Below are 19,507 nucleotides of genomic sequence, written 5' to 3' on the forward strand. Positions count from 1 at the left end.
TGCCTGGTGCCCCTGGTCCTAGCCGGGGGAGGGGTCTGGCCGGGCTCGCTCACGAGGGAGCTGCTCGAGCTGGCCTCGGCCGCGGACCGAGTCTACGTCGACGTCTACACTAGCCCCGGGGCGTCCTGGCTGGCCTCGGAGCTGGAGCGGGTCGCCCCCGGGAGGGTGGTGAGGGCGGGGAGGGACGCCCTGGAGTCGGGGGCCCCGGGGCTGGTGGAGGAGGCCCGACGGGGCCTCGTCCTGGTCGTCGCCCCAGGGGATCCCCTCGTGGCCACCACCCACGTCTCCCTCCTAGTCGAGGCGGCTAGGAGGGGGGTGGAGTGGCGCGTCGCCCCGGGCGTCTCCGGCGTCGTGGCTGCGAAGGCGCTGAGCGGGCTGCAGTACTACAGGTTCGGGAGGACCTTCACCATCCCCGGCCCCTGGAGGGGGGTGAGGGCGTTGAGCGTGGTGGACTACGCCTACACGAACGTGTGCGCAGGCCTCCACAGCACGCTCCTACTAGACGTTGACGGCGGGGGGAGGCAGCTCCCGCCCGGCGAGGCCGCGGGGATCCTGCTGAGCCTCGAGGAGGAGGCCGCCGGGGAGTACGGGATCGAGCCCTTCCTCCACCGCCTCATGGCCCTAGTGATCTCCAGGGCGGGGGAGCCCGGCTGGCTCGTGGGCCACGCGAGGCTCCCCAGCCTGGGGGGCGTGGAGTGGAGCCCGCCGGCCACCATTATAGTGCCGGCAGTCATACACCCAACCGAGGCCGAGGCCCTCCAGGCCCTGCACGGCGTGGACCCCGGGCTGGTCGAGGAGCACAACAGGGCCGTGGCCCGGGCGAGGCCCAGCGCGTGCAGGGTGCTCTCCAGCCTCGCAGGGGGATCCCAGGGATCCTAGCCTCGGGGCCCCCGCCGCTCCCGGGTCGAGGTGGGCGGCGCGCCCGGGGCCCCCGCGCAGGGGGCGCGCTTGAACACCGCTCCCCCCACCTCAACCTCCACTGCGACCAGCACCAAGCCCGCCCTCGTCTCGACGAGGAGCCCGCGGGCCTTGACGACCCTCCCCTCCAGGGCCTTGGCTAGGGCGTGGCCCGGGTAGACCCGCCCCCCCGGCGCCTCCCAGCAGCCGGCTAGGAGGACCAGGATCCTCCCCCCGCCGCCCGGCACGGCGACGACTCCGGGGGGCATGCCCGGGGGGCGGTGGGCCTCGCCCTCGACCGCAACGCGGCCCCTGAGGCCACGGGCGGCCTCGAGGCCCGCGTCGAGCGGCAGCCGGTAGCTCGCCGGGGGCTGGGAGGCCAGGGGCTCAACCTCCCGGGGGTAGAGGTAGTAGGAGGCGATGGGTGCGAGTAGGGAGAGAAAAGTGGCTAGAGCCGCTGCGAGGGCGAGCGTGCCCTTCAACTACCCCCAGGGCCCCCTCGTAGCGTTACCTGCCGTAGGCCTGGGGCGCTATATAGTCCACGCCAGCCACTTCAATCTCAACCACGAAGCCGTGGCTGCCGCGGCCCGCCACCTTGACCCACACGCTGCCCTCCTGCAGGGCCGCGCTCGCCAGCCAGCCGCCGTAGACCAGCGCGCCGTCGGAGGCCCTCACGTAGGCCCTGGCCAGCTTGACGGTCACGTTGCTCCCGTCCTCGAGCCGGAGGCCGAGCAGGCCCGTGGCGGGGTCGGCCCAGGCCACGGTTGCGGTGCCGTTCCACGCCTCGGCCGGAACGCAGGGCCTCGCCTCGCCGCCGTGGCGCGCGGGGTGATACGCGTGGGGCGCTAGGGGCTGGGGGTCCCCGGCTCCGGTGGCGGGCTGGGCCGCGCTCCGGCTCCACCAGCCCCAGCCGCCGTGGGCTGCAACGTTGACCGCGAGCGCGGCGGCGAGCACTACTGCCAGTGCAACCGCCACCCCTCTAACCTGCACGACTCTCACCGGGTAGTCCTGAGGGGGAGCCCCGCTTATATCATGGACTCACGAGTCGTGAGCAACGCTTAAATGGGGCCGGGGGAGCGCTACCCGTGTTTACGGGGAATCGTTCTAGTGCTTAAACTGGCTTTGGCGACGGCCTACGGCGCCTCGTCGGCTCTGTTCGCGCTGATAACGGTCACGCTGGCGAGGGCTTACTCGAGGCTAGGCGCGGAGGAGCTGCTCGGCGCCGCCTGGGGGTTCGCGCTCCTCACCCTCTCCTCGGTGCTGGGGGTGGTCGAGGTCTCCACGGGATCCCCGAGGCTAGCTGTTGCGATGTACACGGGCTCCTCCTCCACCGCGGCCGCCGGCCTCTTCCTCTTAACGCTCTCAGCGGCGGAGGCCCGCAGGCCCCTCGCCGCGGCGGCCCCGCTCTTCATCGCGCTCTCATGCGACGCCGCGGCGGCCGCCCTCGGCTTCACCGCCTCGGCCCTGTCGAGGGGCCTCGCCCGGGTGGGCTTCGCGCTCCTCGCCCTGGCCCACGCGGGGAGGGCGGCCAGCGTGCTCCTCTTCCCCGGCAAGGGGGCCGGCCTTCTCCTCCTCGCCTCCGAGGCCCTCAGGGTCGCCACGGCTCTCGTGATGGCTGCGTACTACGCTGGAGGGGTGCTGGCGGGGCGTGGCGAGGAGGAGCAGGCTTGACATAGTCATAGACGTGCTCTCCAGGCTCGCAGAGGAGGGGGAGATGCCCCCCTCGAGGCTGGCAACCGCCGCCAACCTCCCCTACGACAGGCTCCAGGAGGTGCTGGGCGCCCTCGAGGCCCGGGGCCTCGTTAGGACCAAGACCCAGGGCAGGGGGAGGCTGGTTGAGGTAACCGGGGAGGGCAGGAGGGCGCTCGCGGAGCTCCTGAGGGTCAGGAGGCTCCTCAGGGACCTGGGCCTCGCCTAGCGCGCCTCGCCCGCCCTGACGGCCTCGGCGAGCCTCGCTATCCTCCTCACCCCCTCCCTGATCCTCTCCGGGGTCTCCGTGGTGAAGCTCAGCCTCAACGCGTTGGGGTAGCTCCTGCCGAAGAACTTCCCGGGTATGGCGGCCACACCCTCACGGGTCAGCAGCAGCTCGGCGAAGCGCTCCCCGTCGACGCCGGAGCCCTCCAGGTAGGGGGTGAGGTCGACGAAGGCGAACATGCCGCCCTGGGGCTTGGCGAGCCTCGCCTCGGGCAGGCTCCTCGCAACCTCCTCGAGGAGGGCGTCCCTCCGTGTTATGTACTGCTGCCTGATCCACTCTATGAACTCCATCCTCTCCCTCCTCCTTGAGAGGTACTCGGCTATCATCCTCTGCGCGATGTTCGGCGGGCAGTAGACCATCGACTCGTGTATCAGGTGCACCCTGCGCACCAGCCACTCAGGCCCGTAGACGTAGCCCAGCCTCCACCCCGGGATCCCGGGGTCCTTGCTGAACGTGTTCACCGAGACCACGTTCTCGGGGGCGAGGCTGTAGAGCCAGACGTGCTCCCCCTCGTATATGAGCGTCTTGTAGGCCTCGTCCGAGATTATCCAGAGGTCGTAGTCCACCGCTATCTCCGCCAGCGCCTTAGCGGCGTCCCTCGAGAGCGTCCTCCCCGTCGGGTTGTCGGGGGTGACCACGACCATCGCAACCGTCTTGCCCCTCTCCACCGCCTCCAGGACCCTGTCGGGGTCCGGCTGGAAGCCGTCCTCGAGCCTGACGGGGACCCACTTGACGCGGCCGCCGAAGTGGAGCACGAGAGGCTCGTAGCCGAAGTAGGTGGGGTCGAAGAGCAGCACCTCCCCGCCCTCGGGGAGCACGGCGGCGAGCGTGGCGTACATGGCGTCCTGCCCGCCCGCGGTGACAACCACCTGGTCGGGGCTAACCTCGGGGCCCCCGAGCTCCCTCAAGTCCTCCACTATCAGCTCCCTCAGCCTCTGGAACCCCCTGCTGGGGGTGTAGGCGTAGGGCGCCATGCTGTCCTCCAGCAGGATCCTGGCAGTCGCCTCCCTCAGCCACCTCGGCGGCGGGATCCCCGGCTGCCCCGTCGAGAGCAGGATGACGTCCCTCCCCTCCCTCACAATCCTCTCGCGGAGGGCGTCCACGCGCCTAGTCGGGCTCTCACGCAGCATCGAGGCGCGTCCAGACTCCACGGGCAAGGCCGGCACCGCCCACAGGGCCGGCGGCCCAGTGCCGCGGGTTTTGCTTAAAAGGCTTAATGACGAATAAACTGGCCCCCACCCCGTAGGCCCGGCAAGCCGTTGAGCACCCCCGAACCCGCCCGTGGCCCTTGAAGGGCGTGGTGCCCTCCTGAAATACGCCGCCGGCAGGGAGCCCCTCGGGGGCCGCCGGGGGAGGCTTCCGAGGGCTGCTACTGACGGGAGTATTTAAGGCCATGCCGCTGGCTGGGCGGCTGCGCTCCGGCGAGCCTCTGGGCGCCTCATGGCCTTGGACGGTGTGCCGTCATGGCTGCAGCGAGCTTCAGGGCTAGGCTCGCCATGGGGCTGGCTGGCCTCTCCCTGGCGTTAGCCACGGTCATGTCGCCGCTCCTCTGCCCGAGCGCCTGCATGGAGGCCGGGGACCTCTACTCCCTGGCGGTGGCGTCGGGCATCATACTCTCCAGCCTCCTGTTGGGCGAGGCTCTCGGGGTCATACCAGCAGTGTTCGAGGTGCTTTTGGGGCTCGCCGCCGCCCTCGCGGGGGTTAAGTCCTCCGAGACCCTCGGCACCCTGGCGCTCCTCGGCGGCTCGTTCCTCCTCTTCGCCGCCGGGCTCGAGGTGGACCTGGAGCTGCTGAGGAGGCACCTCCGGAGCAGCTTGGCCATAGGCCTCGCGAGCTTCCTAGCCCCGATGGCCACGGCGACCCTGGGGGCCTGGGCGGCAGGCTACCCGCTGAGGGAGGCGGCCCTCGCCGGGGTGGGGGTCTCCACTACGAGCGTCGCGGTGGTCTACGCTATACTCAAGGCTTGCGGGCTCCTCGAGACCAGCGCCGGGCAGGTGGTGCTCGCGTCCGCCATGGTGACGGATTTCGCGAGCATACTGGCCTTCATCGCCCTCGCCGTTGACGCGAGCGTGGCCCTGGCGGTCTACTACGCCTCCCTCCTCGTGGCGCCCCCGCTCCTGAGGGCGGCCTTCCGCAGGCTCCCGGAGGCGGGGCACGAGGCCGAGGTGAGGGCGATAGTCACAACGGTGGTGCTGGTGGCGCTGTTCTCCGACATCGTAGGGGTGCACGGGATCCTCTACTCCTTCATACTCGGCGTGGCGCTCAGGGAGGCCCTGCACGTCAGGGATGGGGTCTCCAAGAAGATCGAGGGCCTAGTCTTCGGCTTCCTCTCCCCGGTCTTCTTCGTGCATGCAGGCCTCAGCATGGGGGGAGTCCACCCAAGCGCGTCGCTCCTCGCGGCCGCGCTGGCCCTCCTAGCGGCCAGCCTCCCCGTGAAGGTGGCTGCGACGCTCCTCCTCCTCAAGAGGATGGTGGGCCTCAGCGACCCGAGGCTCTCCATAGTGTTCGCCGCGAACCTCACCGTCGCAGTCATCATAGCCTACACCGGCCTGGCCAGGGGCATCCTGTCAGCGAACCTGGCCGCCTCAGTGGTGATGGCTTCACTCGCCTCAACCCTCATCGCCGGCGTCGTGGCGGGCTGGGGCCCCGTTGAGTCCGGGCTAGAATCCGAGGAGGAGGTGATAGTAGTAGTCGTCGAGGATTAGCACCAGCCTCCCCCGGGCGGCCTCGACGGCGAGTTACATTTAAATCCGCGGCTCGCTCTATAATATATAGTAGACAGCACGTCTTTCGCTCCGGCCTCGCCTGTTGAAGATAATAACGGCCCGCCCTCCAGCCCCTGGGGCGTAAGTCTTACCGGGGGTGACGGCCTGATGGGGAGGATTAAGGTTGGAATTGTAGGGGTTGGGAACTGCGCGTCCGCCCTAGTGCAGGGCGTGTACTACTACAAGGAGAAGGGCACCGGGGAGGGCCTGATACACGAGGACATAGGCGGCTACAAGGTCTGGGACATAGAGTTCGTCGCAGCGGTCGACGTGGGCGAGACGAAGGTGGGCAAGGACCTCTCGGAGGCCATATTCGCGCCGCCGAACATGGTGCCCAAGTTCGCCGAGGTGCCCAAGCTGGGCGTCACCGTCGTCAGGGGCCCGGTGATGGACGGCGTCGCCCCGCACATGGTGGACGTCTTCAAGCCCGTGAAGGAGGACCGGAACCCCAGCGTGGACGAGATAGCGGACGCCCTCAAGGAGGCGGACGTGGTAGTGAACCTGCTCCCCGTGGGCAGCGAGGAGGCGACGAGGTTCTACGCAGAGGCCGCGCTGAGGGCTAGGGCGGCGTTCGTCAACGGAATCCCGGTGTTCATAGCCAGCGACCCGAAGGGCTACTGGCCGAAGAGGTACGAGGAGGCCGGCCTCCCGCTGCTCGGCGACGACGTGAAGGGCCAGGTTGGGGCTACGATAACGCATAGGACCCTCGTCTCCCTGCTCAGGGACAGGGGCCTGACCATCGAGGGCACCTACCAGCTGAACATAGGCGGCAACACTGACTTCCTCAACATGCTCATGGAGGAGAGGCTGGTGTCGAAGAGGATAAGCAAGACGAGGGCGGTCACTAGCCTGCTGAAGTACGGCGAGCGCCTCGAGAAGACGGGGGGCGTGAGGATAGGCCCCAGTGACTACGTGCCGTTCCTCGGCAACACCAAGGTGGCCTACATGTACATCAAGGCCAGGAGCTTCGCAGGCTTCCCAGTAACGATAGACCTGAAGCTCTGCGTTGACGACAAGAGTATGTGCGCAGCCGTCCTAGTCGACGTCATCAGGGTCGCCAAGGTAGCCCTCGACAGGGGAGAAGCCGGGGCGATACCCGAGGCGAGCGCCTGGTACTTCAAGCACCCGCCGGTCCAGGCGCCCAGCGACGCCGAGGCCAGGCGCTGGCTCGAGGAGTGGCTAGCCACCGGCAAGAGGATAGTCCAGGCGCCCGCCCAAGCCCGCAGCGCCAGCGGCGGCCAGTAGCCCGTGCCCCCGGGAACCCTCCCGGCCCCAGCGCCTCTTTACCATCCCAAGAAGGGGATCCCCGCCGCTCCCCGAGTCCTTGGAGCGTGGAGCGTGATGGAGCCAGCGACGCCTACTCTTAGGCTTTTAGCCTTCCCCCGCTACTAGGATATGCGCGTAGGAGGTGGTTGAAGGATATGAGCCCGTGGGGTTGGGGCTGGGGTAAGGGTAAGTGGTTCTGGCGCGGCTGGGGCCCCTGGCCCGTTCAGGCCGTGCAGGTCGAGCTGCCGCCTGGCTCGTTCCCGCTGAGCGCCGCCAGGCCGGGTAGCAGGGTGGTGGTGAAGGCGATCCTGGCAGGCTGGGGTGGCGCTAGCGAGGCGGCGAGCCTCGGCCTGACGCCCGGGGCGGAGGTTGAAGTCGTAGAGAACAACATGGCGTACCCGTGGAGCCCTGTAGTCGTGTCGGTTGGAGGCGTGAGGGTCGCGCTGGGCAGGGGCCTCGCCTCCAAGATCATAGTCGTCGAAAAGACCGGGCAGCAGGGGCAGGCCTCGGGGGCGAGTCCTAGCCTAGAATCGAGCCGGAGCCCTTAAGCCTCCTGGCCCCCCTGCTCCCCGCCCTTTTCGCCCTTTTCCACGATGCTTATTATCTTCCTGGCTATCTCCTTGAAGGCCTCGGCCGCCTCGGAGTCCGGGTACTCGAGGAAGAATATCTTGCCCCTGTCGTTGGCCTCCCTTATCCTGGGGTCTATGGGGATCCCTCCGAGGTAGGGGATGTTGAACTCCTCCGCTATCTCCCTCGCCGCGCCCTTGCCGAAGATGTAGTGCTTCGAGCCGTCGGGGCACCTGAAGTACGTCATGTTCTCGATTATGCCGATCACCGGCACGTTGAGCCTCCTGGCGAAGGCCGCGGCCTTCTTGACCACCGCCTTCGAGACCTCGGATGGGATGGTTACCAGTATGAACCCGGTGAGGCCGGGTATGATCTGGGCCACGGTGAGTTGCTCGTCCCCAGTCCCCGGGGGCAAGTCTATCAGGAGGTAGTCCAGGTCGCCCCAGTCGGTGAGGGCTAGCAGCTCCCTGATGGCGCCGGTCTTAATGGGCCCCCTCCAGATGACTGGGACCTCGTCCTCGGGGAGCATGAGGCCGACGCTAACAACCTTAATGCCGAGGGAGGCCTCTATGGGCACGATGCTCCCGTCAATCCTCGCAGGGAGCCCCATGCCCGTGGGGAGCCCGAGCATCCTGGGCACGCTGGGACCGTGGAAGTCTGCGTCGAACACTCCAACCCTCCTGCCCTCAACCGCTAGGGCGGCCGCGAGGCTCGTGGTGACGAAGCTCTTCCCGACGCCGCCCTTGCTCGAGAGGACCCCAATCTTGTACTTGATCCTACTCATCCTCTTCACGACGGCCTTCTGCTGCTCCTGGATAGCCTTCATCCTCTGGGCTACCTGCTTGTAGCTGGATTGATTAATTCTTAGATTACTGGAGCCGCCCTGACGGCCCTCCTCCCTCTCCCGAGGCTCGCCGCTCAAAACGCGTGGCACCACGCGACAGGCGCGCAGTTAATGGTTTAAAGCTTAGCTTACACGCGTGAAACCATCACAACCCCCACCGCCTCCACGGCCCTCACGGTAGCCGGGGAACCCACTGCGCCCCGCCTCGGGGCGGCACGGGGATTTAGCCCCCGGCAGGGCTGCCTTCCGGGTGTGGGGATGAAGTGTTTGCCGAGTGCCTAGGCCCCCAGGGGGCCGGTGACGTGAATACAGGGGCACGGACCCCCAAGGGTTGCTGTCGGCCTTGCCTCTCGTAGGGTTCGAGTCCTCTTAAGCCGGCCGCGCCCCCGGGCCGCTGCTCCTTGAGGGATGGCTGCGTTGGCTGGAGGCGGGTATCCCAGGATCCTCGTGGAGCCCCCGGGGCCCCGGGCTAGGGAGGTCATCGAGAGGGATGGGAGGGTCATAATGCAGTCCTTCACGAGGTGGTACCCGCTCGTGGCGAGGCGGGGCTACGGCGCCCTCGTGGAGGACGTCGATGGGAACGTTTACATAGACTTGAACGCGGGGATAGCGGTGCTTAACGCCGGCCACTGCCACCCCAGGGTCGTCGAGGCCATCAAACGCCAGGCGGAGAGGCTCCTCCACTACAGCCTCACCGACTTCTACTACGAGGAGGCGGTTGCGTACGCCGAGAAGCTCCTCTCCCTGAGCCCCATCAGGGATGGGAGGGTCTTCTTCACCAACAGCGGGGCGGAGAGCATAGAGGCCGCGTTGAAGGTGGCCAGGGGCTACTTCAGGGGGTCGAGGCCCTACGTGGTGGCCTTCCTCGGCGCCTTCCACGGCCGCACCTACGGGGCGGTGAGCCTCACGGCTAGCAAGCCGGTGCAGCGCCGCTGGTTCTCCCCCCTCCTCCCCGGGGTAATCCACGTCCCCTACCCCTACCCGTACCGCTGCCCCTTCTACACCGACGACCCGGAGGAGTGCGGGGAGAGGGCGCTCGCCTACCTTGAGGGCGAGGTTTTCACGAAGCTCGTGGACCCTGAGGAGGTCTCCCTGATCATACTCGAGCCCATACTCGGCGAGGGGGGCTACGTGGTGCCCCCCGACAACTTCCTCCCCGGCCTCAGGAGGCTCGCGGACCGCTACGGGATCCTCCTGGCGGTCGACGAGGTCCAGACGGGCATGGGGAGGACTGGCAGGTGGTTCGCTGTGGAGCACTGGGGCGTCACGCCTGACCTGATAGCCCTCGCCAAGGCGGTCGGCGGCGGCCTCCCCCTCGGCGCGCTCATCGGGAGGGGGGAGGTGATGAGCCTCCCCCGCGGCAGCCACGCCACGACCTTCGGGGGGAACCCGGTGAGCGTCGCAGCCGGCATGGCGGCGGTCCAGGTGCTCGAGGAGGGAGGATACGTCGAGAGGGCCCTGAGGCTGGGCGGGGAGGTGCTTAGACACTTCGCCGACCTCGCCGAGGAGGCGCCCCTCATAGGGGACGTGAGGGGGAAGGGCTTCATGATTGGAGTGGAGCTGGTGAGGGACAGGAGGACCAAGGAGCCCGCCCCCAGGGAGCTGGCGGAGGTCCTCAAGAGGTCGTTCAAGAGGGGGGTCCTGGCGATAGGGGCAGGCGTGTCGACGCTCAGGATAAGCCCCCCGCTGGTGATAGAGGAGGACCTCCTCTGGAGGGCGGTCGAGATACTCTCGGACGTCCTCAGGGAGGTCTCGAGGGAGGCGGGGGCCAGGGCCTAGCTCCCCGGGGGGCTAGGGCCTCACGCCTGCCCAGCGGAGGAGGCTCTCGGCGTTCTCCCAGAGGATCTTCTCCTTCACCCTCTCGGGGAGGCTGGAGTGGAGGATCTCCTCGACCGCCTGCCTCATCGAGGCGTTGGCGTAGTAGGGGTAGTCGGAGCCGAAGAGGAGCTTCTCGGGCCCCACGCGGGCGAGGGCGGCCTTGACGTCCTGGAGCGTGGTGGCGCTCGTGTCGAGGTAGACGTTGCCCCGGGAGCGGGCGAGCCTCAGGGCCTCGGCCAGGTAGACGCCGGGCATGAGGTAGCTGTAGCTCCCCATGTGCGCCGCCACTATCAAGAGGTCCCTGTGCCTCCTGGCCACGTCCTCCAGGTACCTCGGGTTGGCGTAGGCGCAGAAGGCTGGGAGCTCCCAGAGGCCGGGGTCGCAGCCGGTGTGGACCACGAGTATGAGCCCCTCGGATTCCGCGTAGTCCAGGAGAGGCTCGAGCTCCGGGTGGTTCGGCCTTATGAAGTCGAGCGTGGGGTAGAGCTTCACCCCGACTATCCTCCCTCTCAGCCTCTCCAGCCTCTCAACGCAGGCCTCCACCCCGCCGGCCCGGGAGCAGCTGGCGACGGCGAGGATCCTGCCCCCCGACGCCTCGGCGGCCTCCGCCACCAGCTCGCTCGGGGCGCGGTGCCTGCGAATCAGCTCCAGGTGCCCCTTCACAGCCCCCTCCGGGTCGAGCATCGCCCTGTAGAGCGTGGGGTGGGAGAGGGCCCGCCAGTCGTAGGTGAAAGCCTCCAGGGCGCTCCTCACCGCCGCTGGGGTCACGTGCTTCAGGAAGACGCCGGGGCTAGCCTCTATCGCTATAGCGAGGGCAAGCGAGACGCCGGCCCCATCCATCTCCCTGACGAGTAGGCGAGCCGCCTCCCTCGCGTCGCCCCCCGCCCGCGTTAGGGGGAGGTGCGTGTGGAAGTCTATAACCCTCAAGCCCCCGGGATCCCCCGGCCCACGCTTCAAGCCACACACCACCGGGAGCCGGCTGGATTATTTAACCGCGACCCGGGACTGTGAGTAAAGCTTTATATACGTTTAGCTGTGGGACAGCGGTAGCGGTGAGCGCGGATGCCCTTGCAGGAGAGGGTCTACGAGGACCTCCACTCCCTCCTCTCCACCGCCCTGGAGAGCGTTAGGAAGGCCTCTAGGCTAGCCAAGGAGGAGGGCATCCCCTCGGTCATGCTGCCGCTGAGGACCATGATCATCCCCGTGCTCAAGGAGATCGTGGCCCAGCTAGACGGCTACAGGAACGACTTCCCAGCCAGCGACGACGTCGAGCTCTGGCCGAGGATAGGCAGCTACGCCGGCGGCAGGGTGGACTTCAAAGTAGTGAAGGTGCGTTGGGAGGAGGTGTAGCCCCAGCCTTGGCGAGGCCGAGCCCCGAGAGGGGGAAGTGGCCCCGCTACTGGGACAGGCGCATCGAGACCATGCCCTGGGACGAACTCGTCAGGCTGGCTGAGAAGAAGCTGAGGTACATAGTCTCCTTCGCCTACCACAACAGCAGGTTCTACAGGGAGCTCATGGACTCCGCCGGCGTCTCGCCGGGGGACGTGAGGGGAGTCAAGGACCTCCCCAGGATACCCTTCATTGTGAAGGATGACGTGAGGCACAGGATCCAGGCGGAGCCCGTGCCCTACGGCTCGCACCCCGGGCTGCCGGACAGCTTCCACTACAAGATAGCCACCAGCACGGGGACCACGGGGAGGCCCACCTACAACGTGTGGAGCCCGGCGGAGGAGGCCTACGCGAGGGACGTGATAGCCAGGGGCTTCTGGGCTATGATGATGAGGCCGGGGGACGTGTACCTCAACGCGTGGAGGATGGACTTCAACTACGCGTGGGGCGTGAGGTTCTACAAGACCGCCTGGATGATGGGCATGAAGGTCATACCCCATGGGAGCGCACCTATGGCTTCGATGCCCCAGCTGACTAGGAGGACGATAGAGGAGGTGAGGCCCACCGTCATAGGTGGCACGCCGAGCGGCCTCTACCACCTCGCCAGGATGATGGTGGAGGACTGGGGCATCGAGCCGCCGTTCGAGGTCGTCCACACAGCGGGAGAGCCCCTCGTGAGGGAGGTGAGGAAGAAGCTCCAGGACATGTACAACACCGACTACGTCTTCGACTTCTTCGGCTTCAGCGAGATCCCCTTCACCGAGATGGCGGAGGACCCCTGGTTCGAGGGCGACCACTGGTGGTTCGACGCAGCGGTCTTCGAGATACTCGACCCCGACTCCAAGGAGCCGATGGGGCCGGGTGAGAGGGGCGAGCTAGTGGTGACCAGCCTGATCAACCACACACTCCCCATCATAAGGTTCAACGTGGAGGACATAGCAGAGTACAGGGAGGGCCCCGGCGCCTGCGGCAGGACGCACCCGATGTTCCCCTACGGCGTCCTGGGCAGGGAGGAGTGGCTCGTCAAGGTGAAGGGGCTCGACGGTAGCTACCACTACATCCTCCCCTGGGACGTCGAGGCGGTCGTCAGGGACTTCCCCGACGTGAAGGACTACCAGGTAATCAAGAAGACGAGGCTGGAGCACGACAGGCTCTACGTCAAGCTCGAGCCGAAGACCGAGCCCAGGGACCCCGACGAGTGGGCCAGGCAGAAGGAGGCCGAGATCTCCGCCCGCCTAGGGGTGCCCGTGAAGGTCCAGTACGCGCCCCCCGGCACGATACAGCCGCCCATCTGGAAGAAGACCTACGTCGTCCACGAGTGGAAGAAGTAGCCCGCCCCCACCCATCATTTTTGAGATCCATTCTTATTATTCATTATACGGAGATATTAGGGCGGGCGGGATCCCCTCCCACCCGGTTGAGTAGGAGTGGCGTTGAGCAGGCCCCAGCCCGGGGGTCTAGTGGAGGTCCGGAGGCGCTGCAGCCCGGATTGCCTGCGGGGCTTGAGGCTCGCCCCCGGCTTCGGCTCCTTCATCGACCCCTCCCGGGGCGTTGAGCCCCTGGCCCTGGCGGCCGCGAGGGGGGACTACGTCGCAGTCGCCACCACCGACGGGGTGGTGGTAGGCTTCTTCGTGGCGTACCGGTTCGCCCTCGAGGGGCTCAGGGCCCCCGTCGCGTTCGACTTCCTCTACGACGTAGTGGCTGAAGTGGCCCGGGGGTGGAGGGGGAGGGGCGTAGCCTCGAGGCTCCTCGACGCGGCGCTCTCCGACCCCTTCTTCGAGGACAAGGCGCTCCTAGCCCGGGGGAGGCCGGAGTACTGGGACTGCAGGGGCGAGGAGTGCAGGGAGTACGCTAGGATCCTCGAGGAGACCGCGGCCCGCCACGGGTTCATGAGGCTCCAGGCGAGGCTGCCGGGGGATGCGTTCACCTACGCCCGCGTCGGGCCACGGGCCCCGGTGACGCTGGAGGACCTGGAGAGGCTCGTCGCCAGGCTCGCCGCGGCGGTGTTCGGCGAGTTCTACGAGCCCCTTTAGTCTCGCAGGCTACTCTCTGATGACGAGCCTCCTCACCTTCTTGTAGAAGGCTACGCGCCTGTTCACGTAGTCCATCAGCTCCTCGGGGGGCACCCTGCCCCTCCACCCGGGCTTCAGCCTGACCTCGGCGACTGGTATCTGCCCGTAGTCCGGGTGCGGCTCCCCGTACACCCTCGCCTCCTCGACGGCCGGGTGCCTCTCAAGTATGACCTCCAGGTCCCTGGGGAATATTGGGTAAGCCTTGTACTTGATCATCCTCTTCCTCACGCCCCGGAAGTAGAGGAGGCCCCTCTCATCCATCTCCATGAGGTCTCCGGTCCTCAGCCAGCCGTCCACGAAAACCCTCCTCGTCTCCTCCTCGTCCTCGTAGCCCTTCATCACCCAGGGGGCCTTGACGAGCAGCTCCCCAAGCTCGCCCGGGCCAAGCTCCCTCCCCGCGTCCTCGGGGTCCACTATCTTCACGTAGACGTCGGGCAGGGGGATCCCGACGGTGGACTTCACGCCGGCAAGGTGCCTGGGCTGGAGGGTGAGGATCCACGCCTCGGTCATGCCGTAGAGCTGCGTGAGGGGGGCGCCGAAGGCCTCCCTGAAGCGGTCCTGGACCTCCGGCTTGAGGGGGGCGCCGCCCGAGACTGCGAGCTCGAGCCTCGCCCCCGGGATCCCGCCGCCCGCGGCCTTGAGCAGGGACTCGTACATCATCGGGGCGCCTGCGAGGTAGTTGACGCCCCACCCGCTTAGCAGCCTCGCCGCCGCCTCGGGGTCCCACCTCTTCATCGCGTAAACCGCGCCGCCGTTGTAGAGCGCTGTGAGCACGCTCGCCTCCAGGCCGAGGGCGTGGGTGAGGGGGGCGACGAGTATCGTCCTAGGCCTCCCCCTCAGCTGGGTTGCCGCGTGGTACGCCGTGGCGGCGGAGACCACGCCGTAGTGGGTGTGGAGCACCTGCATCGTCCTCCCCGCTATCCCCGCGTAGTAGAAGGCAACCGCCACGTCGCCGGGCCCGGCGTTGGCCTCCCTCCACTCCCTCCACAGCCCCCTCCTCCACGCGCCCCTCAGGGTCTCGAGGCCCCCGCCGCTCGCGTGGTCGAGGAGGAGCACCCTCTCGACGCCAAGCGACTCGAGGACCACCCTCTCCCTCTCGTAGAACTCCCCCGACACCACGGCGACCCGCAGCCCGCGACCCTCCAGCTGGAACCTCAGGTCCTCCGAGGTCGTCAGGGGGTCCACGACGACGGCGGTAGCCCCCGACATCCAGACGCCCAGCAGGCCCGCGACGCCCTCCACGGTGTTGAAGGCCGAGAAGACCACCCCGTCGCCGGGCCCGACGCCCACGCCCTGGAGCCACGCAGCCGCAGCCCTAGCCATCTCCACCGCGTCACGGTAGGAGACGCACCCCACCCCCTCCGAGGCTAGGGCGCACGCCCCGGGATCCCTCGAGGCCCACTCAGCCACGGGGGCGTAGGCCGGCACCTCCGGGTAGTCCAGGCTCTCCGGGACGCCCTCAGGCCACGAGCGAAGCCAAGGCCTAGCCGCCACGGGCTGCACCCCCAAGCGTGAAAGCGCGGCGAGGGAGGCAGGGGCGCCACGGGGGAAAACCCCGGGGGAGGGGCCGGGGGCTAGGACTGCCTCAGGTAGAGCTTGTAGACCTTGTGCGGCAGGGTCCTTACCTCCTCCTCTGGTATCCACTCAACCTCCGCTGGGACTCCGAGCTTTTCCTCGAGCGCCCTCGCTATCCTGGCCCTCAGCTCCTCGGGGTCCTTGGTGAGGTTGGGGTCGTAGACCGCTCTTATGCGGAGCTTGTCCTCCTCCTTGAAGAGGTCCTTGCTCGACCTTATGAACTGCCACGGCTTCAGCATGACCTCCGGGAAGCTGTAGAGTACCTCCTCTACGTCCCTCTGGGTTATGTGCTTGCCCCTGACTACGGCGCCGAAGACGGTCCTGCCCAGGTACTTGAGGGTGGCGTGGGTCCTCCCGCTTACGTCCCTGCTAGAGTCCTTTACTACCATGTCCTCGTAGTCCCACCTGAAGTAGGTCATGGCCTCGTAGTCTAGTGGGGTTATGACGTACTCCCCCTTCTCCCCGTCCGCGACAGGCTCCTTGGTCTTGGGGTCGACTACCTCGGTGAAGAAGAAGTCCTCCCATATCATCAGGCCCTTCGTGTTCCCCGTCTCTACCTGCTCCCTGTTCTCCGCCGTGGCTACGACGCAGTCCCCGCCTCCGCTGGCGTCGAGGTGGAGGGTGCCCCAGAACTCCCTGCTGTACCTCCTGACCGGCTCGGTGAGCATGTCCCCCTCCGTCCTTATGAACTTCCACTCGTCGCTGTGGTACTCCCTCCTCGGGTCCAGGCCGCGGGACCTGACGTAGTCCATCCACCTGAACATTGGGAGGGTGCCGTGGTTTACCGCGTTGAACCTGACGGCGCTCGCTATCATGTGGAGCCTCTCTATGTCGGTTGGCGTGGGCATGCTGCTGAACTCCCATACCTGCGCCCCCGTCGCCGCGAAGCCCCTGTCGTTCCCGTCCTTCAGCCAGGCGTGCCAGTAGTAGCCCCAGACGAGTACCCTGTCCCCGGGCCTCGCCCCAGCCGCCCAGGCGTGCCTGGCGTACTCCCTCGTTATCCACCCCTCGACGTCCCTCCTCGTCTTAGCTATGAACGTTGGCAGCCCTGTGGTGCCCGTGCTGTGCTGGACGGTGTAGACCTCCTCCTCGGGGACTGCGAGGAAGCCGCCGAACGGGTCCCCGGTCCTCGCCCTGTTCTCCCTGACCGTGTCCTTACTCATGACCGGCAGCTTCTCCTGGAGGTCCTCCGTGGTCCTTATGTCGCTCGGGGTTAGGCCCAGCTTGTTGAACAGCTCGCGGACTGCCGGGGCGAACGAGTAGCCCCTAGCTACCTGGCGACGGAGCTTCCTGTTCTGCAACTCCCTAAGCTCGTCCCTGGGCATGGTCTCAAAGTAGGGCTCGAAGAACCTGGACTCCGCGGACACGCCTTGCCCACCCCACGAGCCACCCGCTGAAAGGTGAGAGGGGTATTTATTCATTTAGCGCTGGCAAACTCCTCTAGCGGGCCGCCGGATTAGATTCTAGGATACGCCTTACGCTACTGGGGAGGCTTTATTTAACACGCCCACCACAGCGGGTGGCCCCGGGGGCGGCCGGCTGAGGGGTGGCCCATGGTTGAGGGGTAAAATGTTCGACGTGGCCGAGCGGGGGCCATTCAGGGTGGTGGCCCCGCGCGGGGGCTCTGACTACGTGGGGGAGCACGCCTCCAGGAAGGCGATCAGGGCGGTGCTCTCGGTCTACGGGTACCTGGCGGGCTCCAGCCTGGGATCCCGGGGGGCCTACAAGCTCGTCCACGGCAGGTACGGGGACGTGGTGCCAACGAGGAAGCTCTACCTGGTCCTAGAGGAGGCGTCGAAGGAGAACCCCGTCGTCCAGGCGGTGTGGGAGGCCGCGAGGAGGCAGTGGAGGCTCTACGGGGACGGAGTGAAGACGGTGGTCCTCCTGGCCTACCAGCTCTACTCCGAGGGGGCCAGGCTGGTGGAGGAGCACGGCCTCAGGCCCTCAACGGTGGTGGAGGGCTTCACGAGGGCGTACAGGATACACGCGGGGACGCTGGAGGAGCTCGCGGAGAGGACGGGGCCCATCGACTGCCCCGCTGCAGCGAGGAGCCTGGCGGCGGGATCCCAGGAGCCGGAGGTGCTCGCGGGCCTCCTCTGCGGGGCCCTGGAGAGGTACAGGGCCCGCCCCTGCAGGGCCCGGCTCTCGGAGGCGGTCGCCGTCGAGAGGGTTGAGGGGGGCTCGGTCTACGACTCCAGCCTCGTCGAGGGGGTGGTGGCGAGGAAGAGGATAATGCAGTACAACGCCCCCAAGCACGCCAGGGGCCCCCTCAGGGTCGCCGTGGTGGACCAGAAGCTCTACGTCGACTACCGCGGGGAGGGCATCCGCTTCACCACGAGCGACCCGGGCGTGGCCCTCGAGCTTGCCCGGGCGGCGAGCGAGGCGGTGAAGCCCCTCGCCTCCAGGCTCCTCGAGCTCGGGGTGGACCTGCTAGTCAACGTTAAAGGCGTGGATCCAGCGGTGGAGCAGTGGCTCCACAGGCACGGGGTCATAGTGGTTAGGAGGGTGGACGCGGAGAGGGCCAGGCTCCTGGCGCTCGCCTCGGGGGCCAGGATGGCCTCGAGCATCAGGGACCTCAGGGAGGAGGATATCGGCGTAGTGGACTCGGTGGAGGAGGTCAACCTGGGCGGCAGGTACTACACTATCTTCAAGGCGGGGAAGGGGTGCGCCTCCACGATCCTCCTCAGGGGGCCCTGGTTCACGGTGGACTCGATGCACGAGGAGGTGAGGATGGCCCTGAGGGGGCTCGAGGCCTACCTCGCCGACCCCCGCGGGGTCCCCGGCGGCGGCGCCCCCGAGGTGGAGGCGGCGGAGAGGATCCGGGAGGCTGCCAGGAGGGCCGGGGGGAAGGAGGGCCTCGCAATGGAGGCCTACGCGGATGCGATCGAGGTCATACCCAGGACGCTGGCGAGGCACGCGGGCCTCAACCCCCTGGACGCAGTCGCAGAGCTGAGGAGCCTCCACGCCCGGGGCCACTGGGCCGCCGGGGTCGACGAGGGTCGGCTGGAGGTGGCGGAGGACACGAGGGCCCGGAGGGTGGTGGACCTCTACACGGTCAGGGCCTCCGCGGTGGCCGCAGGCGTCGCGCTCGCGGTCTCGCTCCTGAGGGTTTCCGGGATAGCGGTCCACAGGCGCGGCGCCGAGCTCAGGAGGATCAGGGAGGGCTAGACCTCGACCACTTCAACCCTCCGGGCGACGGACTCCTTGAGCCACTTGTAGATCGCCGCGGCGCCGTAGGAGTCCAGGGCGGCCATGACGTCGGGGGAGGGCTTCCCAGCCTCGCCTACCATGAGGAGGGGGAGCCCCCAGGGGGCGAGGTGGAGGGAGTGGTAGAGGCCCCTCCTCAACCCCTCCTCTAGGACCTCCCTGAGCCCCTCGTACCTAACAAGGGCGACGTGGCCCGCCACCTCCACCACGCCCTCGGGCGGGTCGCCGGCCGGGGACCAGAGGAGGTGGGGCTCCACCCTCCACGAGCCGGGCTTGGGCGCGACTATCGCGAGCATGAGCGAGGCCCTCGGGTGGCGGAGCCTGGCGGCGGGCCCGGCTACCCTCTTCACCCTGCTCGAGAGGAGCCTCTCCGGGACGTAGACCCTAGCCATGGCAGCCACCCGGGGATCCCGGCTGGCCGGGGCCGCGGGCGCCCAGCACCCCCGGGGGGCCGGCGGGCTGCGGCCTTGTAGGCCTGCATCCAGCGCTCCCTCAAGGCTTTAACCGCCTCCTCCCACTCCCTCCTCGTTGCCGGCCTGTACTTCGGTGTCCTGCTTCCCGGGATCCTGAGCACCCGCCCCTCCGGGCCGGTGGCGAAGAGCGTGCAGTAGGTGAGCCTGCAGATTATGGGCTTGGCGTGCCTCCCCGCCGACTCCTCGAGCCTGCACCCGCCGGTCTCGGGGTTGAAGAAGATGCAGCCGCCGAGGAGGCCGGTGCCGAGCATGTAAACCCTAACCGCCCCCCTGCTCGTCTCGACCACCCTGCTCGGCTGCCTCTCCACCACCCTCCTGGCCCAGCGGGGCAGCGAGCCGAGTTCAACGTCGAGCACGAAGGCTCCACTGTTGACGGCGCAGCAGTAGCCGCAGCCCCTCGGGCACTCCATCCTGTAGCCACGCCTCACCTCCTCGGGGTCAACCCTCTCGAAGGCCCCCCACTCGTCGACGGGGTCCCTGAAGACGGCTACGAGCCTCCCCGAGCCGGGGAGCCAGTAGACGCCCACGAGCCTCCTCTTGTTGACAGCCGCGGCGACGAGCAGCTCCACGTCGCCCCTCCAGTCGCCGGGCGGCTGCCTGAGAGCGTAGAGCGGCAACGCCGGGCGCACCAAGCCCCCCGACGCGTGCACGGGTTTTAT

At 67.8% G+C, this 19,507-nt stretch carries 20 protein-coding genes; 11 read left to right on the plus strand and 9 right to left on the minus strand.

Going from position 1 to position 19,507, the window contains the following annotated elements:
* The first annotated feature begins 6 nt into the window (after nucleotides 1-6).
* Nucleotides 7-879 carry a diphthine synthase gene (gene dph5 / locus ACYQ3J_RS06105; protein WP_460125849.1) on the plus strand — a complete coding sequence of 291 codons (873 nt, stop codon included), beginning with the start codon at nucleotides 7-9 and terminating at the stop codon, nucleotides 877-879.
* Here the strand turns inward: dph5 and ACYQ3J_RS06110 are convergent.
* Both ACYQ3J_RS06110 and ACYQ3J_RS06115 read right to left on the minus strand, forming a co-directional pair.
* Entirely contained in the window at nucleotides 876-1,379 is a 504-nt protein-coding gene (locus tag ACYQ3J_RS06110) for a hypothetical protein (RefSeq protein WP_460125851.1), read from the minus strand. The two genes, dph5 and ACYQ3J_RS06110, sit on opposite strands and share 4 nt — an antisense overlap.
* A 25-nt stretch (nucleotides 1,380-1,404) precedes the next feature.
* Entirely contained in the window at nucleotides 1,405-1,896 is a 492-nt protein-coding gene (locus tag ACYQ3J_RS06115; RefSeq protein WP_460125853.1) for a hypothetical protein, read from the minus strand.
* Between the two features lie 123 nt (nucleotides 1,897-2,019).
* Between ACYQ3J_RS06115 and ACYQ3J_RS06120 the strand changes: the two genes are divergently transcribed.
* Nucleotides 2,020-2,568 (plus strand): hypothetical protein, encoded by a 549-nt coding sequence (locus ACYQ3J_RS06120; RefSeq protein WP_460125855.1) that lies wholly within the window; start codon nucleotides 2,020-2,022, stop codon nucleotides 2,566-2,568.
* The gene (locus ACYQ3J_RS06125) at nucleotides 2,546-2,815 is read left to right on the plus strand and encodes a winged helix-turn-helix domain-containing protein (protein WP_460125857.1); all 270 of its coding nucleotides are present in this window, start codon (nucleotides 2,546-2,548) and stop codon (nucleotides 2,813-2,815) included. Before ACYQ3J_RS06120 ends, ACYQ3J_RS06125 begins: the two co-directional genes overlap by 23 nt.
* Here ACYQ3J_RS06125 and ACYQ3J_RS06130 read toward each other — a convergent pair.
* On the minus strand, nucleotides 2,812-4,023 hold the full coding sequence (locus ACYQ3J_RS06130) for a pyridoxal phosphate-dependent aminotransferase (RefSeq protein ID WP_460126270.1): 1,212 nt from the start codon (nucleotides 4,021-4,023) through the stop codon (nucleotides 2,812-2,814). The two genes, ACYQ3J_RS06125 and ACYQ3J_RS06130, sit on opposite strands and share 4 nt — an antisense overlap.
* 312 nt (nucleotides 4,024-4,335) lie before the next feature.
* Here ACYQ3J_RS06130 and ACYQ3J_RS06135 point away from each other — a divergent pair, with 312 nt between their 5' ends.
* From ACYQ3J_RS06135 to ACYQ3J_RS06145, 3 genes are all read left to right on the plus strand, one after another.
* A complete protein-coding gene (locus ACYQ3J_RS06135) occupies nucleotides 4,336-5,577 on the plus strand; it encodes a cation:proton antiporter (protein ID WP_460125859.1) in 1,242 nt (413 codons plus the stop codon).
* A 168-nt stretch (nucleotides 5,578-5,745) separates the two neighbouring features.
* A complete protein-coding gene (locus ACYQ3J_RS06140) occupies nucleotides 5,746-6,882 on the plus strand; it encodes an inositol-3-phosphate synthase (RefSeq protein WP_460125861.1) in 1,137 nt (378 codons plus the stop codon).
* A 176-nt stretch (nucleotides 6,883-7,058) separates the two neighbouring features.
* Nucleotides 7,059-7,451 (plus strand): FeoA family protein, encoded by a 393-nt coding sequence (locus ACYQ3J_RS06145; RefSeq protein ID WP_460125863.1) that lies wholly within the window; start codon nucleotides 7,059-7,061, stop codon nucleotides 7,449-7,451.
* Here the strand turns inward: ACYQ3J_RS06145 and ACYQ3J_RS06150 are convergent.
* Nucleotides 7,448-8,392, minus strand: a complete 945-nt coding sequence (locus ACYQ3J_RS06150; protein WP_460125865.1) for an Mrp/NBP35 family ATP-binding protein — start codon at nucleotides 8,390-8,392, stop codon at nucleotides 7,448-7,450. The genes ACYQ3J_RS06145 and ACYQ3J_RS06150 overlap by 4 nt on opposite strands.
* A 339-nt stretch (nucleotides 8,393-8,731) precedes the next feature.
* On the opposite strand from ACYQ3J_RS06150, the gene ACYQ3J_RS06155 reads away from it, so the two are divergent.
* Nucleotides 8,732-10,093: an acetyl ornithine aminotransferase family protein gene (locus ACYQ3J_RS06155; RefSeq protein ID WP_460125867.1), complete on the plus strand. Its 1,362-nt coding sequence runs from the start codon at nucleotides 8,732-8,734 to the stop codon at nucleotides 10,091-10,093.
* A 12-nt stretch (nucleotides 10,094-10,105) separates the two neighbouring features.
* Here the strand turns inward: ACYQ3J_RS06155 and ACYQ3J_RS06160 are convergent, their stop codons facing one another.
* Nucleotides 10,106-11,089: an amidohydrolase family protein gene (locus ACYQ3J_RS06160; RefSeq protein ID WP_460125869.1), complete on the minus strand. Its 984-nt coding sequence runs from the start codon at nucleotides 11,087-11,089 to the stop codon at nucleotides 10,106-10,108.
* 105 nt (nucleotides 11,090-11,194) lie between these two features.
* Between ACYQ3J_RS06160 and ACYQ3J_RS06165 the strand changes: the two genes are divergently transcribed.
* From ACYQ3J_RS06165 to ACYQ3J_RS06175, 3 genes are all read left to right on the plus strand, one after another.
* Nucleotides 11,195-11,482, plus strand: a complete 288-nt coding sequence (locus tag ACYQ3J_RS06165; protein ID WP_460125871.1) for a hypothetical protein — start codon at nucleotides 11,195-11,197, stop codon at nucleotides 11,480-11,482.
* 8 nt (nucleotides 11,483-11,490) lie between these two features.
* On the plus strand, nucleotides 11,491-12,852 hold the full coding sequence (locus ACYQ3J_RS06170) for a phenylacetate--CoA ligase family protein (protein WP_460125873.1): 1,362 nt from the start codon (nucleotides 11,491-11,493) through the stop codon (nucleotides 12,850-12,852).
* A gap of 96 nt (nucleotides 12,853-12,948) precedes the next feature.
* Nucleotides 12,949-13,554, plus strand: a complete 606-nt coding sequence (locus ACYQ3J_RS06175; protein WP_460125875.1) for a GNAT family N-acetyltransferase — start codon at nucleotides 12,949-12,951, stop codon at nucleotides 13,552-13,554.
* Between the two features lie 9 nt (nucleotides 13,555-13,563).
* On the opposite strand, the gene ACYQ3J_RS06180 is transcribed toward ACYQ3J_RS06175, so the two are convergent.
* Nucleotides 13,564-15,087, minus strand: a complete 1,524-nt coding sequence (locus ACYQ3J_RS06180) for a class I adenylate-forming enzyme family protein (protein WP_460125877.1) — start codon at nucleotides 15,085-15,087, stop codon at nucleotides 13,564-13,566.
* Between the two features lie 80 nt (nucleotides 15,088-15,167).
* On the minus strand, nucleotides 15,168-16,535 hold the full coding sequence (locus ACYQ3J_RS06185; protein WP_460125879.1) for a phenylacetate--CoA ligase family protein: 1,368 nt from the start codon (nucleotides 16,533-16,535) through the stop codon (nucleotides 15,168-15,170).
* 190 nt (nucleotides 16,536-16,725) lie between these two features.
* On the opposite strand from ACYQ3J_RS06185, the gene ACYQ3J_RS06190 reads away from it, so the two are divergent.
* Nucleotides 16,726-18,336 carry a TCP-1/cpn60 chaperonin family protein gene (locus tag ACYQ3J_RS06190; RefSeq protein WP_460125881.1) on the plus strand — a complete coding sequence of 537 codons (1,611 nt, stop codon included), beginning with the start codon at nucleotides 16,726-16,728 and terminating at the stop codon, nucleotides 18,334-18,336.
* Here ACYQ3J_RS06190 and ACYQ3J_RS06195 read toward each other — a convergent pair.
* Both ACYQ3J_RS06195 and ACYQ3J_RS06200 read right to left on the minus strand, forming a co-directional pair.
* On the minus strand, nucleotides 18,333-18,767 hold the full coding sequence (locus ACYQ3J_RS06195; protein ID WP_460125883.1) for a hypothetical protein: 435 nt from the start codon (nucleotides 18,765-18,767) through the stop codon (nucleotides 18,333-18,335). The two genes, ACYQ3J_RS06190 and ACYQ3J_RS06195, sit on opposite strands and share 4 nt — an antisense overlap.
* The gene (locus tag ACYQ3J_RS06200) at nucleotides 18,722-19,465 is read right to left on the minus strand and encodes a YkgJ family cysteine cluster protein (protein WP_460125885.1); all 744 of its coding nucleotides are present in this window, start codon (nucleotides 19,463-19,465) and stop codon (nucleotides 18,722-18,724) included. Before ACYQ3J_RS06200 ends, ACYQ3J_RS06195 begins: the two co-directional genes overlap by 46 nt.
* Between the last annotated feature and the right edge of the window lie 42 nt (nucleotides 19,466-19,507).

The organism is Stetteria hydrogenophila (genome assembly GCF_054657575.1).

Coding starts and splice junctions, on each gene's coding strand:
- ACYQ3J_RS06135 (WP_460125859.1), top strand. CDS start 4,336: ATGGCTGCAGCGAGCTTCAGGGCTAGGCTCGCCATGGGGCTGGCTGGC.
- ACYQ3J_RS06165 (WP_460125871.1), top strand. CDS start 11,195: ATGCCCTTGCAGGAGAGGGTCTACGAGGACCTCCACTCCCTCCTCTCC.
- ACYQ3J_RS06145 (WP_460125863.1), top strand. CDS start 7,059: ATGAGCCCGTGGGGTTGGGGCTGGGGTAAGGGTAAGTGGTTCTGGCGC.
- ACYQ3J_RS06195 (WP_460125883.1), bottom strand. CDS start 18,767: ATGGCTAGGGTCTACGTCCCGGAGAGGCTCCTCTCGAGCAGGGTGAAG.
- ACYQ3J_RS06140 (WP_460125861.1), top strand. CDS start 5,746: ATGGGGAGGATTAAGGTTGGAATTGTAGGGGTTGGGAACTGCGCGTCC.